Below are 19,246 nucleotides of genomic sequence, written 5' to 3' on the forward strand. Positions count from 1 at the left end.
CCGTAGTTGAAGACGTCGATCGGCTCGCCCGCCAGGATCTTCCGGGTGAACAGGAACAGCGCCATGTCCGGCCGGCCCCAGGGGCCGTAGACGGTAAAGAAGCGCAGGCCCGTCACCGGAAGCTGGTACAGATGCGCATAGGTATGCGCCATCAGCTCGTTGGCCTTCTTGCTCGCGGCGTAGAGGCTCAGCGGGTGGTCGACGTTATCGTGCACCGAGAACGGCATCGTGGTGTTGGCGCCGTAGACGGAGCTGGAACTGGCGTAGACCAGGTGCTCCACGCCGTTGTGCCGGCAGCCCTCCAGGATGTTGCCGAAACCGACCAGGTTGGTGTCGACATAGGCCGCCGGGTTCTCCAGCGAGTAGCGCACCCCGGCCTGAGCCGCCAGGTTGACCACCCGTTCCGGGCGATGCTCGCGGAACACCCGCTCCATCGCCTCGCGGTCGGCGATGTCTTCGTGTTCAAACACGAAGCGCTGGCGGGACGCCGGCAAGGCGCGGATGCGGTCCAGTCGGGCCCGCTTCAGGCTCGGGTCGTAGTAGTCGTTCATGTCGTCGACACCGATCACGGTGTCGCCACGCTCCAGCAGGCGCAGGGCCAGATGGGAGCCGATAAATCCTGCCGCGCCGGTGATCAAGACTTTCATGTCGCCTCTTCCTTGTCAGATGGATGGGACTGACGTGTCCGGACGTTTCGCTTGCCCAGGGGCGTTGTGACGAGGGTCCGGGTCACTCGTTCATGGGGTGAACGCGATGGATTCAAGCATCGGCCGGAATGGCCCCGCAACGCCGGTTCCGGGAAACGTGAGGTCGATCCGTCGAAGCTGTGACTCGCCCCGTAAGTTTCGGATCGCGGCATTGCCTGCAAGGGGTTGGCTGCCGATATTTTGCGCCAGTTCGACGACGATCCGACCTATTCGTGACATGGTCGGCCCGCTTGAGGCGGACCCGGTGGGGCTCGCCAGGATGAATCGCAAGGTGACGACGCAGCCGTGGGCGCCAGGGCGCTGCGGCCATGCGCAAAAGAGGAAGATCCATGAACGTGATCCCCCCCGTACGCTGGGTCCTGTTGCTGAGCCTGCTGGTGATATTGGGTGGGTGTGCCTGGGCCCCTGGCGGGCACATTGCCGAACGCACCTCCAGTGCCCCGGTCGAGGACCTGGTCGATATCGAGCCCATAACCTTTGGTCTGATCCGGGCCCAGGAGACGCGCTCGGTCCCGCCGGACCTTCGCCGTGTAAGCGACGAGATGGCGCAGGACGTCGCTGAATACGATTACCGCATCGGTCGCGGCGACGTGCTGGCTGTCATCGTGTACGAACACCCCGAGTTGACCATCCCCGCCGGGAGCGAGCGATCGGCCGTGGAGTCGGGGAATACCGTGCACCCGGACGGCACGATCTTTTACCCCTATATCGGGCGCGTGGAAGTCGAGGGGTACACGGTGTCGCAGGTGCGCGACCGGATTGCGCGCGATCTCGCGACCTTCGTGAACGAGCCCCAGGTCGAGGTACGCGTGGCGGCCTTCAATTCGCAGAAGGTCCAGGTGACGGGCTCTGTACGCGAGCCCGGCGTGCAGCCGGTGACCAATGTCCCGCTGACCGTGCTGGATGCGATCCATCACTCGGGTGGGCTTTCCGACGATGCCAACTGGCACGAGGTGATCCTGACGCGGGAAGGCGAAGAGATCGTGATCTCGCTCTACGACATGCTGCGCTATGGCGACATGTCGCAGAACCGGCTCCTGCGCGATGGCGATGTGCTGCACGTCCCGGATACCGCTGGCCAGCAGGTCTACGTGATGGGCGAGGTCGGTGAGCCGCAGCGGCTGCCCCTGGGCCGCGGTCAGCTCACGCTGATGGATGCGCTCAGCCAGGCCAGAGGGTTTAACGAGAACCGGGCGGACGCCAGCGGCATCTTCGTGATCCGCCGTGCACCACCGGAGAGCGACAAGCTCGCGACCGTGTATCAACTGGATGCGCGCAATTCCGCAGCGCTGATGCTGGGGGCCGAGTTCGAGCTGGAGCCGTTGGACATCGTGTATGTGACGACAACGTCGCTGGGCCGCTGGAATCGCGTGATCAGCCAGCTGCTGCCCACGGTAAGCGCTGTCTACCAATCCTCCCGTACCACGCGCGACGTGCGCCGCCTGTCGGATGACTTCTAGCCATGTTTAACCGGATTCTGGTGGTTTGTACCGGCAATATCTGCCGCAGTCCCGTGGGCGAGGCACTGCTGCGCGAGCGTCTGCCCGATCGCTCGGTGGAATCCGCCGGCCTCGGGGCCGTGGTCGGGGAGGGCGTCCACCCCGAGGCGCGGCGCCTGGCCGAGGCCGCGGGTCTGGACGTCACGGCGCACAAGGCGCGTCAGATCGAGCCCGATCTGCTGCATCACGCCGATCTGGTGCTGGTCATGAGCGAGGGCCAGCGCCAGGCCGTCGGCGGGCGCCACCCCGAGGTGCTCGGCAAGACGATGCGATTTGGCCACTGGCTGGAAGGTGGCCGTGGCCGAGACATTCCCGATCCCTATGGCAAGAGCCCCGAAGTCTTTGCGCAGGCTCATGCCCTACTCGTGGAGGCTGCCGATGCCTGGGCGCGGCGGCTGAACCGATGATCTCCGACACAGGTAAATCCCGATGACAAAGAACCATTCCCCCGGGGTGCCGGAAGGCGAACTGGATATTGGCCGACTGCTTGGCCAGTTGTTGGACCACAAGTGGCTGATCATTTTCATTACGGCGCTGTTTGCCATTGCAGGCGCGGTATACGCGACGCTGTCCACCCCGATCTACCGGGCGGATGCGCTGGTACAGGTGGAGGATATGGGACGCTTCAGCAGCCCGTTGTCCAGTGTGCGCGAGATGCTGGGGCAGGAGCCGCGCGTCGAGGCCGAGCTGCAGATCCTGCGTTCACGCATGGTCCTCGGGCGCACGGTCGATCAGGAGGCGCTGGATCTGGTGGTACGCCCGCACCGTATGCCGGTGGTGGGCGATTACCTCGTTCGCCGGGGCATGGAGCGCCCCGCCTTTGCTCAGTCCAGTGTCTGGGCGGGCGAGTCGATCAACGTGGGCGAGTTCCAGGTGGCCCGAGCCTACGAGGGGCGCACCTTTACGCTGGAGGTTCTGGATGACGATCGTTATCGCCTGATCAACGGGGATCACGAACTGGGCGAGGGGCGTATTGGCGAGGACGTGGAGTTCTTCGAGGGTGATGTGCGCCTGCGTGTGGCCGAAATGGATGCGGGGCCGGGGGCGCGTTTTGATATCCAGCGGCGCTCGCGCCTGGCGGCGATCAACAGCTTGCGTGGCCAGTTCGAAGCGGGGCAGCAGGGCCGCGAGAGTGGCGTGTTCAGCCTGACCCTGACCGATCCGGACCCGCAGCAGGCCCAGCGCATCCTGAACACCATCAGCCAGATCTATCTGACGCAGAATGTTCAGCGCAAGGCCGCCGAGGCCGAGAAGAGCCTCGAATTCCTGGAGGAGAAGGTGCCGGATGTGCGCGATCAGCTGCAAACGGCCGAGGATGCGCTGAACGAGTACCGCACAGAGCGCGACAGCGTGGACCTCTCGCAGGAGACCCGTGCCGTGCTGGACCGCCTGGTCAACCTGGAACGTCAGCTCAACGAGCTGGAGTTCGAGGAGGCCGAGATCTCCCGGCGGTACACGGCCAGCCATCCGACCTATGCGGCCCTGATCGACAAACGCCAGAAGCTGCAGGAGGAGCGCAACCGGCTGAACCAGGAGGTCAGCGCGCTTCCGGAGACCCAGCAGCAGATCCTGCGTCTCAACCGGGATGTGGAGGTCAACCAGGACATCTACGTCCAGCTGCTCAATCGCATGCAGGAGATGGATATTGCCCGCGCCAGCACGGTGGGGAACGTCCGTATCCTGGACGATGCCCAGGCAGGGCTGTCCCCGGTCGAACCACAGCGCAACATGATCGTGATGCTGTCCACGGTATTTGGCGGTGGCCTGGCGATTGCGCTGGTGCTGGTGCGCGGGATGTTCAACCGCGGGGTGGAATCACAGGAGGAGATCGAGGGGATCGACCTGCCGGTGTATGCCAGCGTGCCGCGTTCCAGGGCGCAGGAGAATCTGCTGCGCCGGGTGAAACGGCGCCACCAGTCGCGGGGGCATGACGTTCCAGGGGATGTGCTGGCCTCGATCGACCCGGCCGATGACGCCATCGAGGCCCTGCGCGGCCTGCGCAGCAGCCTGCATTTCGCGATGCTGGAGGCCGAGGACAACCGGCTGGTGATTACCGGTCCGAGCCCGAATGTGGGCAAGAGTTTTGTCTCGGTTAACCTGGCGACCGTTTGTGCGCAGGCGGGACAGCGCGTGCTGATCATTGACGCCGACCTGCGCAAGGGACATGTGCACCACGCCTTCGGTCAGCGCAGCGACGGGGGACTCTCGGAGTTTCTGGCGGGCCAGGAATCCCTGGAAGGGGTGCTGCGCCGCACGGATATCCAGGGGCTGGACTACATCGCCCGTGGCAGCGCGCCGCCGAACCCGTCGGAGTTGCTGATGAGCGACCGTTTCAGCCGCATGCTGGAACAGCTCAGCCGCGACTACGACCTGGTGCTGATCGACACGCCGCCGATCCTGGCGGTTACCGATGCCGCCGTGGTCGCACGCCAGTGCTCGACCACCTTGATGGTGGTGCGCTTCCAGCTGAACCCGCTACGCGAGATCGAGTCGGCACGGCGCCGTCTCGATGCAGCGGGAGTCGACGTGCGTGGCTGTATCCTGAACTCGATCGAGTACAAGGCCTCGACCAGCTACGGCTACGGCTATTATCACTACTCCTACAAGTAGCGGATCGCGGGGCCGCGAAGCGGCGGCCCCGATGGATTACCCCGTGGCCCCGGCGATTGCCGGGGTTTTTTTGTTTGTCGAACATCGCCCACCGGGGAATGCGGCGCGGATCGCGAGCCTTGGGTGTTCGTGGTCGCGATGGCCGCAGGCGCGGCGGAGCTAGTACAGCGAACGTGGTGGTGCCGGTTGCCGGTCCGGTTTGGGGCAGGCAAGTGCGTGCCCCCGGGCACGCCGTTGCGGCTCCCTTGTGCAGAATGACTGCACGGCCGTCACCACGGCTTGTTCGCACGCAAACGCGAGTCGAGCGCGGACTCGCGATTCAATCAGCGCCTCGCCTGGCAGGAGACCGAACAGGCGGGTGTGACTGAGGGTCGTCGGACGATCAGAACGCACGCGTCTGCCTGCGGAGGGTGGTGGGGCGCCGAGGCGAGAGAGCGTAACGAATAAGTCGCCATCGACAGTCCTGGTGTTCCGTGGAAGGAGCGGCTGGTGCCGGGCTGCCCTGTCATGGATTCGCGACCAGCGCGTATGCGCAGGTGTGCCGGGATTGTCCCGACTGCGTCGGAGGTGGCAAGGGGGAGGGAAGCCTGGGGCGCGAGTGCGAACGCACACGCGCCTGACTCGGCGTCTCGTCAACCGGAGGGAAGGGGTGTCCGGGACGCGATGCCCCGGACACCGGGGGATTAACGCCAGGTGGCGTCGGGCTCGTCCCAGTAGCGGCCGACCTGACGTTCTTCGGTGATGTCGAACAGCTGATGACGCCGGTTCAGGCGGGCGCCACCGTCGCGGGTCAGGGGCTGCCAGGCGATGTTGGCCCGGTTGCGGCTGGAGGTCGAGAAGAAGGAGTCGTAGGGGACCGACAGGTACAGGCCCTTGTCGAAGCTGCCTTCGCCGAAATCGTCCCCGGCGTCGGTGAAGGTCGACCAGGCGCCGACCCGTACGCCATTGGCGAACTCGCGCGAGAAGTCGAGGGTGGTCCCGAGGTCGCCGGCCAGATAGCGGCCCACGCTTACCCGTGCATGGATGTCCTGTACACCGGTGTCGATGTACGTGGTCACATGCCCGGTCACCTGCTCGTAGTCCCGCAGGCCGAATTGCTGGTTGAACTCGCGCTGACGTACCCAGTTGGCATCCACGCCGATGGCCCAGCGGCTGTTGAACGGGCGGTACAAGACCTCGGCACCGACACCCGCGTACATTGTTTCAAGAATGCCGCCATAGCCCATCGCATACCAGTTCTTGCCCAGGCGCTTGGTATGGTTGGCCTGCAGGTTGGTGATGCCGACGCTGGTCTCGGCGAGGTAGTCGCCAATGTGCGTGCGCACGCGGGGAAGGTCGGAATCGGCGATGTATTCGTAGTTCTCGAGGTTGTCCGCCAGGGTCGTCGACAGCATCGACGAGATCCAGGTGCCCTGGGCGAGGTGATAGCTGGCGTCGAGATAGGCGGACAGCCGGTACAGATAGCCGTCGGGGCCGCCAAAGTTCTGTTCCAGGGATGGGCCTGCGCCCCACTCGAAGCGCCGGGGTTCGGCCTCGTAGAGGACCTCGCCACGATCATTGTTGGTCGTGGGTTCGATATCGCGCACCCGCACACTGTGCCGGTAGTCGGTCTCGTGATCCGCAGAGGCCAGGGCGCGGCCGAAGGCCTCGCGATCATGCAGGCTCTCGCGCAGATCGAGGCCCAGTGTCTGCCAGCGGTACTGGAAGGTGTGGATGCCGGCATCGGCCTGCGCCTCGAGCAGACGGTTGGCCCGCCCTTCGGACTGCTTCAGGTTGCGGTAACGGGCTGGTTCGCCCGTGACCTCGATGGTGTCGCCGACCTGGCGGATCTCGGTCACGTAGATCCCGGCATTGGTGTTGAGGTCGGTGGCCACCGCATCCCAGTCGCGACGCTCCACATGGGCGGGATCGACCGGGGCCGGGTCGTCGGCCTTGGGCTGCGAGAGCCGCGCCAGGTTGGTCGTGAAATGCAGGCCCACCATCGCGGTATTGCCGCGTTGCCAGCCGGTATGCAGTTCGATGCTGTTGGTCAGTTTCAGTCGCGCCCCGAAATTGAAGCGGGAATCCTGTTCCTGGGCGTTGTCCTGCGGCTCGTGCTGATAGGTGTTGCCCTCGTACTCGACCTGCAGCAGCAGGCGATCCCAGGGGGTCTGGTACTCGACCCCACCGAACAAGGCCGCCGGGCCACGGAACATCTGGTGCGTGGCGACCTCGCCGCCCTGACCGCCGCCGGCGGAACGTGGCCGTTCGTCAAAGCTGTCGTCAATCCAGCCAAGCGGCGATTCGATATCGCCATGGTTGCCGAGATAACCCCAGCCCAGCCCCAGGGAAAAGTCGAAGTTGTTCCAGCGCTTGCTGGCAACCAGGTACTCGCCCCCGAACAGGGTGGTGCCGCCCAGGTCCTGGAACCCGACGGCCACTTCCGGGATATAGCGGCTCTCCTCGACCAGACGGAGTTTGATGTCCGCGCCTTTGTCGATGTTGTAACGGTCGTCATCGCCGGCGGCCAGGTATGGCCGGTTCTCGACCTGTACATAGCGGAAGCCGAGCTCCATCCAGTCGAGCGGCTGTACGAAGACGCTCCAGCGACGGTAGGGGTAGGTGCGATTCCAGCCGGCGGCGAAGTGACCGGCATCACCGGTGCGGGCCGTGGGGGTCTGCATCAGACCAATACCGCCGGTATCCCGCTGGCCCTGGCCGAGTCCGAACTCCTCGGCCTGTGCCGTGGGCAGGCCCAGGCCGAGGAGCACGGCTACCACCAGGCTGCGGCGGCGCATGCGCAAAGGTGTAGCGTTCATGGCAATTTCCGAAGTGTGCAGTTGTCGCCCGGCAAGCGGGTCGCAAGAAAACGGGGCAGGCGCTGGTTGAGCAGATCACCCTCTACCGACCCCCCCAGGTCACGGACATGGAGGTGTGTCATTACCCGGGTCCCGGGCGCGATCGCGATGTCCTCGCGGTTCCAGGGCGCGGCGCCGAATACGTGGACTTCGCCGATCGGCGAAACCACGGCGGCCGTGTCGGTCCCGCGCAGCGCGGCGCGCGAGGGCTTGGCCAGCAGGTCCTGAAGGGTCATCCCCGGGGTCCATTCATGGCGGTCCACGCCATCCAGTGACCACAGCTCCACCCAGTCGGGCGGGGTGCAGTAGCCAATGTGCTCCATGCCGGTGGGGTCGGGCGCGTGGCGCAGATTGGCCAGGAGCCAGGGCAGGTCGAGGCGCTCGGCACTGCGTACATTGGGTGCCGTCTCCATCGCGTCGACCGTTTCGCTCCAGGAATCGAGCGCCCGGGCCACCTCGGGGCGTCCGCCGATGTCCATCGTCTGGCCGACCAGCTCGATTTCGGCCAGAAGCCGTCTGCGTTCGTGGTCGATGGGGCGTACATCGCGGCTGCGCAGGGCGAAGCCATAGGCCCAGTCGATGGGTTCGGACAGTTCTTCCTGCCAGGCCACCCAGGTTTCGGCGAGCGAGGGTTCGACCGGCGTATCGTCGGTCGAGCCCACCGTAGGGGCCAGGGCCAGCAAGCCCAGGGCCAGCCACATGGGACGAAAATGGTGTTGCATCATGCCTCCTGCGAGGGCTACCACCAGGGGCGAGCCACCTGCCAGGCGATCGAGGGACCATCCGGCCAGGCCTGGCCGTCGTATGCCCATAGATCGCGGGTTTCGGGGTCGCGCCAGAGATCGGCGCGAGTCGTTCCGGCACCTTCCCAGTCGATACGCTCGCGGCAGCGCTCGAGCTCCAGGGTCGCGAGGGGGAGGTCCCGCGATGTGCTTGTCCCGCAGTCCAGGGTGCCCTCGCCGACATGGCGGACGATGGCGCCGGAGGGTACGCGGACATGGCGTTCGACCCGGTAGGTGTCGGGGCTTGCCTGGCGCCAGGGAGGTGCATCGGTGTCGGGATGGTGTGTTCCCAGCAGGTCCTGTTCGAGACCGGATGTGGCAAACAGCCCCCCGTCACGCAGTTGCAGCGAAAGGCCCTCGGCGCTCGGCCAAAAGGTGTTTTCGTCGGAGATGGCCCCAAGGATCAGCAACCCCTGATGGTGTTCGGTCCGAACCGCGAGCGAGGCATAGGGAATCTCCTCTGCCCGGGAGCTCACATCCGGTCCGCCCGTGACCATGCTTTGCAGGGATGCCCCCAGTGGCGTGGGACCGCCGCTACCGCAGCCCGTGACCAGGCTCACGAAAATCCCAAGGCCCAGACATGCGAAAGCCGCCCGGAGGCGGCCTTCGCGAAGGAAGTGCGAATTGGTTCGCATGGGCGTTCGTTACCGAGTGCCCGTCGCCGGTGTGGTACCGGTTCCCGGGGTCGTACCGGTGGAGGCAATCAGGCCCACCAGGCGACCGGAGCGGGTCGCAATACGCGACACCGCGCCCGGTTCCGAACGCGCCGCTGCGGAGATGCCACCCGAGGGGGTGCCACCGGCGACCGGCGAGCTGGGATTCCCCTGCGGGGCACTCGCGCTGGCGCCCGTGCTGGCACCACCGGTGGCGGCCGCGCCGGCGGACTGCGCCATCACGGGGCCGGTTACGAACACGCTGGCAACAATGGCTGTAGCGAATATCTTCTTGATCATGGTCACGTTCCTCACTTCACCGGGGGGTGTCTTTTACCGGAGGACAGTCTAGGAAGAGATGCCTGAAGGCGACAGCGGAGGTGGGCGATTCTGAGACATGAATACGAGGTTTCTCATACGTGTTTTGAACGGCTTGGAAGTTTTGCGGCCTGGAGGTCACATTCAGTCGCGCAACCTTGTGCCCCCGGAATTTCACGCAGCGTTCAGGTCTTCGCCGCTAACTTGAATGATGCAGTTGTGCAGCGCGGCCCTGTGGCCGCGCAACGGAGGCAGAGATGAAAAAGACAGTGTTGTTAGCGGCGGTGGCGAGCGTGGCCTTTCTGCTCGCCGGTTGCCAGACGCCGCCCACCAAACAGCAGACCGGTGCGGTGATTGGCGGTGCGGCCGGTGGTGTCATCGGTTCCCAGATCGGCGGTGGCCGGGGGCGGACCGCGGCGATCATCGCCGGTACGCTGGCCGGCGCAGCGATCGGCGGCTCCGTGGGGCGCACTATGGACCAGGTCGATCGCCAGCAGGTTTCGCATACCCTGGAGCACAACCCGGATCACCGGGCATCCACCTGGCAGAACCCCAATACCGGATACCAGTATCAGGCTACCCCCACGCGCACCTATCAGGCGCACGGGCAGGACTGCCGCGAGTACCAGGTGCAGACGACGATGAACGGACAGCCGGAAACGGTAAACGGTACGGCGTGCAGGGATGCGCAGGGACGCTGGGTCAATCAGTAGTAACGGTCATCTCCTACAAAAAAGCCCCGCAATCGCGGGGCTTTCTCGTTCCTGGGCCTGTGGCAGGATCAGGAGGGTCGGTACATGTCCTCGGTTGTCGGGACATAGCCGAGGTTGTCCTCGCCAATACCCTTGACCTTGGGCTCGTTGAGTTCGCTGATGCGAACACCATTGGACTGGTTGCGCAGGTACTCGGCGACGTTGTCCCAGATCATCGTGCCGGTACCGCCCGCCGGCTCCTGCTGGACGCTGGCCCAGCCGGCGACGACGTATTCCTTGTCCGGGTCGACCTTCTCGCCGCCCAGTTCCATATCGGAGATTCGGTTGCCGATCTCGGCTTCCGGATCGATCGCATACCGAAGGCCGCCCACGCGGACCATGTCGCCACCTTGCTGGTAGAACGGGTCGGCGTTGAACAGGTTGTCGGCGACGTCTTCCAGGATGTCCTTGATCTGCGCACCGGTCATGGCGTTGCGGGTGGTCTCCGGATAGGTCAGGCCGGTCTGGTCCATGATGTGCTCGAAGGTGATTGGCATGCCCGGGAGTACGGTCGTCCCCCAGCGGAAGCCTGGCGAGAACGCGATCTGGGCATCGTGGACCTCCATCAGCGCATCACAGATTAGCTGGTCGAAAGTGCCGTTGAAGTTGCCACGGCGGAACAGCAGGTCCTCGGCGACGGCCAGCTCTTCGGAGAGTTTCTCCTCCATGTTGAAGGTGTCGCCGTCATAGGTGACGTCCTGGCTGCGCATGTTGTCGACGAACTCGGCCATCTCCGGATCTTCGTCCAGGAGGTTGGCGAACACCGGGACCAGGCGGTATTCCCAGTCCTTGATCTCGCCGTCGCGGAAATCGAAGTCCAGCACACCGACGAACTTGGCGTTAGAGCCCGCGTTGGTGACCAGGCAGGTGCCGCCATCGGGGCGCTCCACCGGCAGCGGCTGCGGGACGGCATCGTGCGTGTGACCGCCCATGATCGCGTCTAGACCCTCGACCATGCCGGCCATCTTGATGTCCACGTCCATGCCGTTATGCGACAGTGCGACCACGATCTCCGCGCCTTCTTCGCGCGCGGCGTTGACCTGCTGCTGCATGTCGTCGGGGCGAATGCCAAACGACCACTGCTCGATCATCCAGCGCGGGTTGGCGATTGGGGTGTAGGGGAAGGCCTGGCCGATCACGGCGACGTTGACACCATTCAACTCGCGGATCACGTACGGCTTGAAAATCAGGTCGCCCCAGTCCACGTCGCGCACGTTCTGAGCGACGAAGTCGATCCCGGCATCGGCGAAATCGCCGTTGACGACCTCTTCCACGCGGTCGGCGCCGTAGGTGAATTCCCAGTGGCCGGTCATGATGTCGATGCCCAGCAGCTTTTGCGCATCGACCATGTCCTGGGCATTGGTCCACAGCGCGGTACCCGAACCACCACCCCAGGTGTCGCCTCCGTCCAGCAGCAGCGAGTTGGGGCGGGAGTCGCGCAACTTCTTGACCAGCGTCTTCAGCTGCGGGAAGCCGCCGACGCGACCGTACTGTTCGGCCGCCTCCATGAAGTTCAGGTTGGTGTAGGCGTGGGCAAAGATGCTGTCGCGTTCGATGTCATAGTGCTTGAGGAAGTGCTCGCCAACGATGTGCGGCGGGCGGTTGCGCATATCGGCTACGCCCAGGTTCACGTTGGGCTCGCGGAAATAGATCGGCTTGAGCTGCGCATGGCAGTCGGTGTAGTGCAGCAGGTGCACATTGCCGAAACGATCCAGCATGTCGTACGGGTCTCCCGAGGTGCCGTACTTGCCATTGGTGGCCTTGGCGCAGCCCGCCAGAGGGAAACCGGCCACGCTGGCGGCGGCCAGCAGCTGCATGAATTCGCGGCGTGAGATATGCATGAGGGTCCTACCTCTCTCTACTGTCGTTTATTGTGATTTATTGGTTTCTCGAAGCAGCAGTCTAGACGCTGCATCTTTGTGGAACATTCCCTGGGCACGGAGCCTCCATGCCGACTGGCGCGACGCCTGGCTGGTATGAAGCCGTATTCAGCCCGCAGTGCCTCCAGAACCGGATTCCCCGGCTTCTGGCTGTGACGGATGCTGATGTCTGCCCTTGAGCGTGCCCCGATCCTTCGTGGGGTGCGGCGTCTCCCTAGCGACGCTGTTCGCGCGCCTGCCGCGCGGTTTCCTTGGCCGTGTCTCGCTTGTCTTCGATCCGCTGGATATCGCGCTCGCTGGCATCGCGTGCGTCGATGGCGGCTTCGAACTGACGTACCGATTCTTCGTACTGCGCGCGGTGGAAAAAGAACTCCGCCATGGCCTCGCGGCTGATCGCAATATAGCCGGCCCCATCCGCGATGTCTGCCTTCAGTCGCAGCAACTCGGGGTTGGGCGCGCGTTCATTGCGGATCATCTCGTTGACGATGCGGATGGCGCGGTCGGGGTTGTCGAGATCTCGGTGCACGCGGGCCAGCACTTCGCGGATGACCGGGTGCCCGGGGTAGACCGCGTCCAGGTCATTCAGGATCTCGAGCGCCGCTTCGTGGTTGCCGCGTTCGCGCTCCAGTGCGACGCGCGCCAGCTCCAGCGTCATCCCGGGGGCCTCCTCGACCGGGATTTCCTCCAGCCGTTCGGCGGCGCGGTCCAGTTCGCCGCGCTCCAGGTGAGCCACCATTGCGCCGTAGATCTGGTGCGGGGCCGGGTCCGAGGCCCCGCGATGGATCTCGATCGCACGGCGCGGGTCCTTCAGGGCCCGGGTGCGGGCCTGCATCCACTGGAACTCGGGGCCGCGGTTGCGCGTGTCCACCGCCGGCAGGCCGGCCGCGCGATTGCGGGCGTCGGTGATACGGTCGAGCGTGACCGGGTGGGTGCGCAGGTACTCGGGCACCGCGTCGCCAACGCCGCGCGAGAGTTCCTGTAGACGCTCGAAGAAATCCGCCATCGCGTTCGGGTCGAAGTCGGCGCTGGCCAGTATGCGCATGCCGGCGCGGTCGGCCTCGGCCTCGTTGGCGCGGGTGAAGTTGATCTGTTGCTGGATACCGCCCGCGACACCGCCGGTGATGATGGCCGAGCCCAGGGTTGGATCCGCCATCGATGCCAGGACCCCGGCGAGGATGGCCAGGCCGGTGGTGAAGTTGACCTCGCGCCCGCGCGCGAACATTCGGGCCAGGTGGCGTTGGGTGACGTGTGCAATTTCGTGGGCCATGACGGCGGCCAGTTCGGCCTCGTCGCGCACCTCGAGCATCAGTCCGGAGTGCACCCCGATGATTCCGCCGGGCATCGCAAAGGCGTTGACCTGACCGTTGTCGATCGTCAGGAAGTAGAACGGGCCATCTGCGTCAGGGGCATTGGCGAGCAGCTGCCGGCCAAGGGAGTCGACGTAGAAGGAAACTTCCGGATCGGTCACCAGTGGCAGGGACCGCCGGATCTCTCGAAGCAGGGAGCGGCCGAGCTCGCGCTCTTCCGCGGGGGTCAGTACGCCACCGGAGGCCTCGCCCAGATCGGGCAGGGCGGTCCCGGAGGCCGAAACCGTTGGAGCCCCCAGCGTGAGTACCAGGAGCAGGGTCGAAAGTAGCGTGAGAAGCCGTGTCTTCATACGACGGAGGCCGGCCGTTGGGGCCGGCCTCCGAAGGGTCTTGGCATCGCGGGGTCGGTTACTTGCCGAGGCCCGGAGCCGAAGAGTAGGTGCGCATGCTGTCACGGGTTTCCCAGAGCTTCGGCTTGAGCATCGCTTCCGGGATCATGAACTTCTTGCGGTCCAGCACCTTGTGGGTACGCACGATCTTGACCACGTCGTCGTACTTCAGCTTGAACAGGAGACCCACGTCACCGCCGGAGGTGCGGCGCACGATCATGTACTCGTCTTCCATGCTGTGCACGTAGATGTTGGCCGGGCGCAGCTTGCCGTTTTCGTCCTTCATGGTCACGGCGTAATGGCCGTTGACCTGGAATTCGCTCTTGTCCACCGCAAAGTCCTCCGCGAATGAATCAGGGGTTGATCGTCCGGACGAGCCCGCCCGAGAGCCGGTTGCGTCCATCAGTATTTCCTTCAACTCGGAAAGATAGCACGACTTCTGTCCGCGAGAGAACAAACCACCCGTTGGCGGGCGGACAAGTTTGCATTTGCGGCCCGTTTCGCTATTCTCCGCGCCCATCCTCCGCGACCGGGGCCTTTATCGGAGTCCCGCGAGCGAGGCAGGCAAATGCGGTTCAGCACACTTGGAGTGGCGCGCGCATGTACGGATTCTCGGAGATTACGGCCGACGAACTCGAGCAGTGGCGAACGGAAGGCAAGTCCTTTCGGCTTGTCGATGTACGCTCCCCCGGCGAGACGTCCCGCGGCGTCATTCCCGGTGCAGAACTGGTGCCGCTGACGGTCCTGCCGTTGCGCAAGGACGAGTTCCTGGGGGGCGACACGCCGCTGGTCCTGTATTGCCAGAGTGGCGCTCGTTCCGCCCAGGCCTGCGCGTTCCTTGCGCAGCAAGGGCTGGAGACCGCGAACAGCCTGCGTGGCGGTATCGTGGGGTGGGCCCAGGCCGGCAAGTCGGTCGTCACCCCGGATTAGAATTCGGTTGTATTCCGATCCCATTTCCCCTATAAGGGTGAATTCGGCTGGCAAGGGTTCGATCGTTGTGGTCCCCAAACCACCCCGGTTCGTGCCTCAGCATCCAACTGATTTTGGTAACGCACTAAAGGAGACACACCATGGCCAACTTTGACCAAGAACTCGACGCTTCCGGCCTGAACTGCCCGCTGCCGATCCTGCGCGCCAAGAAGGCCCTGGCGGCCATGGAAACCGGTCAAGTTCTGCACATCATTGCCACCGATCCGGGTGCCGTGAAGGACTTCCAGGCCTTCGCCAAGCAGACCGGCAACGAGCTGATGGAACACAAGGAAGAAGGCGGCAAGTTCTACTTCCTCGTGAAGAAGTCCTAAGGCGTCTCTAAGTGCCTGAAACGGGGCGGCGATCCGCAAGGATCGACCGCCCCGATTCCTGAAAAACGACGGTTGCCATGCGGTAACTGGATAGGTGCCTGGACGAGGTCTAGGCTGGCTGAGCAAGGTTCTCAAGAAACCTGCATCGCCAACAGCGAAGAGGTGACATATGGCGACATACGCTGAGATGCAGCAAATCTTCGACGACATCCGCGGAGATTTTCGCTACGACCACGAACTCAACGGCTGTCTGAACTGCGGCATCTGCACGGCAACGTGCCCCTCTGCTCAGTTCTACGACTACTCCCCGCGCGAGATCGTCCAGCTGCTGTGGACCGAAAACGTCGAGCAGATCTACGACGCGATGCAGGAAAAGATCTGGGCCTGCGCTCAGTGCATGACCTGTGCCGCTCGCTGCCCGTTCAAGAATTCCCCTGGTGGCCTGGTCGCGATTATGCGCGAAGTGGCCATCAAGCACGAAATGCAATCCGCGAAGGACGTGCTCCGTCCGTTCGGTCGCGTGATGCTGAAGCTGATCACCACGGGTAACCAGCTGTCGCCCGACATGATCCAGCCCGACCACTTCCCCGACTGGGGCCCCAACATCCAGAAGGTGGAAGGTGACCTGCGCATCCTGCGCAAGGCGATTCCGGTGAAGACGCTGCAGACGGTCGAGACCGCCTGGGAAGTGTCCCTGAAGACCTCGGTCGAGATGTACACCATCTGGGAAATGACCGGGGTGCTCAAGTCCCTCGAGCTGATGGACGAGAACCTCTTCGACGTGATCGAAGACTTCATCGACGAGAAGCGCGAGGACTACGAAGACTGGCTCGAGGAGCAGGAAGAGGAAGACGACGAGTAAGTCGTCCCGTTTCCGACTCCACTCCAGGACATCAGGAGAAGCGTTATGAGTGAACAGACCCCAGGCAATCACAACCAGAACGGCGAAGGTGCCGGTGCTGGCACCATGAAGCCCGGCTTCCACAATACCGACGGTCAGGGCATCGCCGGTCACGGTTCCTTCTTCCAGGCGACCGACCTGTCCAAGGAAGACGCGATCAAGGCGACCGACTGGGTGCGCAAGCACGTCGACCGCCGCACGGTCGACCTCGGCGACCGCATGGATGACGTCCGCGAGCACATGTACGAGCTCGAAAAAGACGGTCAGATCATCATCCACCGCATCGAGGACCAGCACGAGCCGATGTCGGTGAAGACCCTGTTCGGCTGGGACAAGAAGGTCCCGACCAAGCAGCTCTGGCACCACAAGTCCTGTGGCCAGTGCGGGAACATCCCGGGCTACCCGACCTCCCTGCTGTGGTTCATGAACAAGTTCGGCTTCGAGCCGGGCAAGGACTACCTCGACGAGACCGACCAGACCTCCTGCACCGCGTGGAACTACCACGGTTCCGGTATCGGGAACGTCGAGTCGCTGGCAGCGGTGTTCCTGCGCAACTTCCACCAGGCCTACGTCTCCGGCAAGCAGCACGGCCACGAGCTGGGTCATTTCTACCCGCTCGTCCATTGCGGCACCTCCTTTGGTAACTACAAGGAGATCCGCAAGTATCTGGTTGAGTCCGCCGAGCTGCGCGAGAAGGTCACCAAGATCCTTGGCAAGCTGGGTCGCCTGGTCGACGGCAAGCTGGTCATCCCGGAAGAGATCATCCACTACTCCGAGTGGGTGCACGTGATGCGTAACCGCATCGCCTCCGAGCTGCAGACCATCGACGTATCGAATATCCGTACCACCTCCCACGTGGCGTGCCATTACTACAAGATGGTCCACGAGGATGCGGTGTACGACCCGTCCGTGCTGGGTGGCAACCGTACCGCGATCATTACCTCCACCGCCCAGGCCCTGGGTGCGCAGGTGATCGACTATTCCACCTGGTACGACTGCTGCGGCTTCGGCTTCCGCCACATCATCTCCGAACGCGAGTTCACCCGCTCGTTCACGATGGATCGCAAGATCCGCGTGGCCCGCGAGGAAGCCAACGCCGACGTGATGCTCGCCAACGACACCGGCTGCGTCACGACCATGGACAAGAACCAGTGGATCGGTAAGGCCCACAACCAGAACTTCCAGATTCCGATCATGGCGGAAGTCCAGTTCGCGGCCCTGGCCTGCGGCGCGGATCCGTTCAAGATCGTCCAGCTGCAGTGGCACGCATCGCCCTGCGAAGACCTGGTCGAGAAGATGGGGATCTCCTGGGACGAGGCCAAGAAGACCTTCCAGGAATACCTGAAGGAAGTCGAGGCCGGCAATATCGAATACCTCTACAATCCTGAGCTCGCTTACGGGGGCAAAGTCTGATGCAGCAAGATACTGTTCTAGTAGTGGGTGGTGGCCCGGCTGGGCTGGCCGCCGCCGCCAATGTCACCTCGGCCGGCTTCAAGGCCGTGATGGTCGAGAAGGAAGATGTCCTGGGCGGCGCCCCGATCCTGTCGGGTTACGCCAAGCTGGTCCCCTCTGGCGAGTGGGCGAAGGACGCCATTGGCCGCATGGTCAAGCGCGTGGAAGACGATTCCAACTCGACCGTGCACAAGGGCGCCAAGGTCGAGAAGCTGGAGGGCGAGGCCGGTAACTTCACCGCCACGCTGACCAACGGCGAGTCGGTCCAGGCCGGTGCCGTCGTGCTGGCCACGGGCTTTACCCATTTTGATTCCATCAACAAGCCGGAGTGGGGCTTTGGCACGTACGAAGACGTGCTGACCACCACCCAGATGGAACAGATGGTCGCCTCTGGCAAGATCGCCTGCCCGTCCGACGGCCGTGTGCCGGAGCGGGTCTGCATCCTGCTCTGCGTGGGTTCACGTGATCGCCAGATCGGTCGTGAGTGGTGCTCCAAGATCTGCTGCACCGTCTCCGCCAACCTGGCCATGGAGATCAAGGAACTGTCGCCGGAAACGGACGTGTTCATCTACTACATGGACATCCGCACCTTCGGCCTGTACGAAGACAAGTTCTACTGGAAGTCCCAGGAAGAGTTCAAAACCAAGTTCGTCAAGGCCCGTATCGCGGAAGTGACGGCCTCCGGCGATGGTCGCCTGCTGGTCAAGGGTGAGGATACCCTGGTCAAGCGCCCGATCGTGATCCCGTTCGACATCGTCGTGCACGCCATCGGCATGGATCCGAACGCCGACAACCCGGAGATCTCCCAGGTCTTCGGTGTCGGCCTCGAGAAGCACGGCTTTATCGAGAAGGCCGAGCAGTACACCAACACCTGTGGCACCACCCGCAAGGGCATCTACTCCTGCGGTGCGGCCTATGGCCCCGAGACGATCGATGACTCGATCGCGCAGGGTGCCGCTGCTGGTGGCCGCGCGGTTGCGGACCTGCATGCGCTGGTTTCGAAAGCCGGCTGAGGTCGTCAGCGACGAGGCGGCTTCGGGTGTCAACCCGGAGCCGCTGCAGGTGACCTTTGATCAGGAGATCCTCGCGACGAAGCTGAACAGTCTGAACGAGGCCATCGCCGAAGCCGGCGGGGTCGATGGGCTGGAAACCTTCATCGAGGCATTACGGGCGAAGCATGAAGTCTTCGCCGCGACCGTCGCCAAGGGCGACGAGATGGATGCCGAGGATCTGCGCATCCTGGGTGGTTTGGTCTTCGCCGTTCGCCGGAAGCTGGCGGGTGTGATGGCCGAACGACAGGGCGCGCTGGTAGACGGGATGCGCGCACTTGTGCGCCCGGATACGGATCTGGACTCGCGGCTGGCGGCATTTACCGATCTGGCCGGGGACGACAAGAAACTGCGACGCGGGATCTGGGACTTCGGTGCCGAGATCCTGCATTTCGCCGACCCCGAGACGGTCCCGCTGGCCACGCGCTGGGTCTGGGATACGGGGACGACGACTGGTGCGTTGCGCGAGTTTATTCGCGGCAACGACACCCTGCGGTCGATTCCGATTGGCGAGACCGTCGGGGCGATCGAGGGGGCCAGACGCTGGTTTTATGAGGCGCTGGCCGAGGAAGGCTTCTACCGCGACCTGCCGTTTGTAACGGATCTGGTCTGGGTGCAGGCCTACTCGGACTACGCACGTTCACTGTCGATGAGTCTGGGCATGATCGACAACCAGTTCGGGGCCAAGCAGGACCCGCTGGAGCTGGGTGTGAAGCTGCTGGGGATCGACTCCCCGGAAGGCCGCCTGAAAGGTCACGATGCGTCGCTGCATTGAATAACGGAACGAACTTGAGCCTGGTTGCACAGGT

General features: G+C 64.0%; 18 protein-coding genes. 10 read left to right on the forward strand and 8 right to left on the reverse strand.

Features of this window, described 5'->3' with window-relative positions; all coding sequences use genetic code 11:
* A partial coding sequence (locus F579_RS0100005; protein ID WP_019025549.1) for an NAD-dependent epimerase/dehydratase family protein occupies positions 1-647 on the reverse strand: 647 nt, incomplete at its 3' end.
* Positions 648-1,036: 389 nt separating this feature from the next.
* Between F579_RS0100005 and F579_RS0100010 the strand changes: the two genes are divergently transcribed.
* Genes F579_RS0100010 through F579_RS0100020 form a run of 3 tightly spaced genes read left to right on the forward strand, consistent with a single transcriptional unit; the run spans position 1,037 to position 4,816 of the window.
* The gene (locus tag F579_RS0100010) at positions 1,037-2,167 is read left to right on the forward strand and encodes a polysaccharide export protein (RefSeq protein ID WP_019024819.1); all 1,131 of its coding nucleotides are present in this window, start codon (positions 1,037-1,039) and stop codon (positions 2,165-2,167) included.
* Positions 2,168-2,169: 2 nt separating this feature from the next.
* Complete coding sequence (locus tag F579_RS0100015; protein WP_019024818.1) at positions 2,170-2,613, forward strand: low molecular weight protein-tyrosine-phosphatase; 444 nt, start codon at positions 2,170-2,172, stop codon at positions 2,611-2,613.
* A 22-nt stretch (positions 2,614-2,635) separates the two neighbouring features.
* Positions 2,636-4,816: a polysaccharide biosynthesis tyrosine autokinase gene (locus F579_RS0100020; protein ID WP_019024817.1), complete on the forward strand. Its 2,181-nt coding sequence runs from the start codon at positions 2,636-2,638 to the stop codon at positions 4,814-4,816.
* A 683-nt stretch (positions 4,817-5,499) separates the two neighbouring features.
* Here the strand turns inward: F579_RS0100020 and F579_RS0100025 are convergent.
* The 4 genes from F579_RS0100025 to F579_RS0100040 form a co-directional block, all read right to left on the reverse strand.
* Positions 5,500-7,593 (reverse strand): YjbH domain-containing protein, encoded by a 2,094-nt coding sequence (locus F579_RS0100025; RefSeq protein WP_019024816.1) that lies wholly within the window; start codon positions 7,591-7,593, stop codon positions 5,500-5,502.
* A 17-nt stretch (positions 7,594-7,610) separates the two neighbouring features.
* Complete coding sequence (locus F579_RS0100030) at positions 7,611-8,375, reverse strand: capsule biosynthesis GfcC family protein (protein ID WP_038029224.1); 765 nt, start codon at positions 8,373-8,375, stop codon at positions 7,611-7,613.
* A gap of 17 nt (positions 8,376-8,392) precedes the next feature.
* The gene (locus tag F579_RS0100035) at positions 8,393-8,932 is read right to left on the reverse strand and encodes a YjbF family lipoprotein (protein WP_026301088.1); all 540 of its coding nucleotides are present in this window, start codon (positions 8,930-8,932) and stop codon (positions 8,393-8,395) included.
* 147 nt (positions 8,933-9,079) lie between these two features.
* Complete coding sequence (locus F579_RS0100040) at positions 9,080-9,388, reverse strand: hypothetical protein (RefSeq protein WP_019024813.1); 309 nt, start codon at positions 9,386-9,388, stop codon at positions 9,080-9,082.
* A gap of 275 nt (positions 9,389-9,663) precedes the next feature.
* Here F579_RS0100040 and F579_RS0100045 point away from each other — a divergent pair, with 275 nt between their 5' ends.
* Entirely contained in the window at positions 9,664-10,119 is a 456-nt protein-coding gene (locus F579_RS0100045; RefSeq protein ID WP_012982039.1) for an RT0821/Lpp0805 family surface protein, read from the forward strand.
* Between the two features lie 68 nt (positions 10,120-10,187).
* Here the strand turns inward: F579_RS0100045 and soxB are convergent, their stop codons facing one another.
* From soxB to F579_RS0100060, 3 genes are all read right to left on the reverse strand, one after another.
* Entirely contained in the window at positions 10,188-11,999 is a 1,812-nt protein-coding gene (gene soxB / locus F579_RS0100050; protein WP_019024811.1) for a thiosulfohydrolase SoxB, read from the reverse strand.
* A 253-nt stretch (positions 12,000-12,252) separates the two neighbouring features.
* The gene (locus tag F579_RS0100055) at positions 12,253-13,695 is read right to left on the reverse strand and encodes a M48 family metalloprotease (protein WP_019024810.1); all 1,443 of its coding nucleotides are present in this window, start codon (positions 13,693-13,695) and stop codon (positions 12,253-12,255) included.
* 58 nt (positions 13,696-13,753) lie between these two features.
* The gene (locus F579_RS0100060) at positions 13,754-14,065 is read right to left on the reverse strand and encodes a hypothetical protein (RefSeq protein WP_012982042.1); all 312 of its coding nucleotides are present in this window, start codon (positions 14,063-14,065) and stop codon (positions 13,754-13,756) included.
* Between the two features lie 269 nt (positions 14,066-14,334).
* On the opposite strand from F579_RS0100060, the gene F579_RS0100065 reads away from it, so the two are divergent.
* From F579_RS0100065 to F579_RS0100090, 6 genes are all read left to right on the forward strand, one after another.
* Positions 14,335-14,664 (forward strand): rhodanese-like domain-containing protein, encoded by a 330-nt coding sequence (locus tag F579_RS0100065; protein WP_019024808.1) that lies wholly within the window; start codon positions 14,335-14,337, stop codon positions 14,662-14,664.
* A gap of 140 nt (positions 14,665-14,804) precedes the next feature.
* Entirely contained in the window at positions 14,805-15,035 is a 231-nt protein-coding gene (locus tag F579_RS0100070) for a sulfurtransferase TusA family protein (protein WP_019024807.1), read from the forward strand.
* 187 nt (positions 15,036-15,222) lie between these two features.
* A complete protein-coding gene (locus tag F579_RS0100075; RefSeq protein WP_017941141.1) occupies positions 15,223-15,897 on the forward strand; it encodes a 4Fe-4S dicluster domain-containing protein in 675 nt (224 codons plus the stop codon).
* Between the two features lie 45 nt (positions 15,898-15,942).
* Complete coding sequence (locus F579_RS0100080) at positions 15,943-17,349, forward strand: heterodisulfide reductase-related iron-sulfur binding cluster (RefSeq protein WP_019024806.1); 1,407 nt, start codon at positions 15,943-15,945, stop codon at positions 17,347-17,349.
* A 23-nt stretch (positions 17,350-17,372) separates the two neighbouring features.
* Complete coding sequence (locus F579_RS0100085; protein WP_017926707.1) at positions 17,373-18,401, forward strand: FAD-dependent oxidoreductase; 1,029 nt, start codon at positions 17,373-17,375, stop codon at positions 18,399-18,401.
* Positions 18,340-19,212 (forward strand): hypothetical protein, encoded by an 873-nt coding sequence (locus tag F579_RS0100090; protein ID WP_019024805.1) that lies wholly within the window; start codon positions 18,340-18,342, stop codon positions 19,210-19,212. The genes F579_RS0100085 and F579_RS0100090 overlap by 62 nt, the downstream gene beginning before the upstream one ends.
* Positions 19,213-19,246 lie beyond the last annotated feature (34 nt).

The organism is Thioalkalivibrio sp. ALJ21, assembly GCF_000378605.1.
Classification (GTDB): domain Bacteria; phylum Pseudomonadota; class Gammaproteobacteria; order Ectothiorhodospirales; family Ectothiorhodospiraceae; genus Thioalkalivibrio.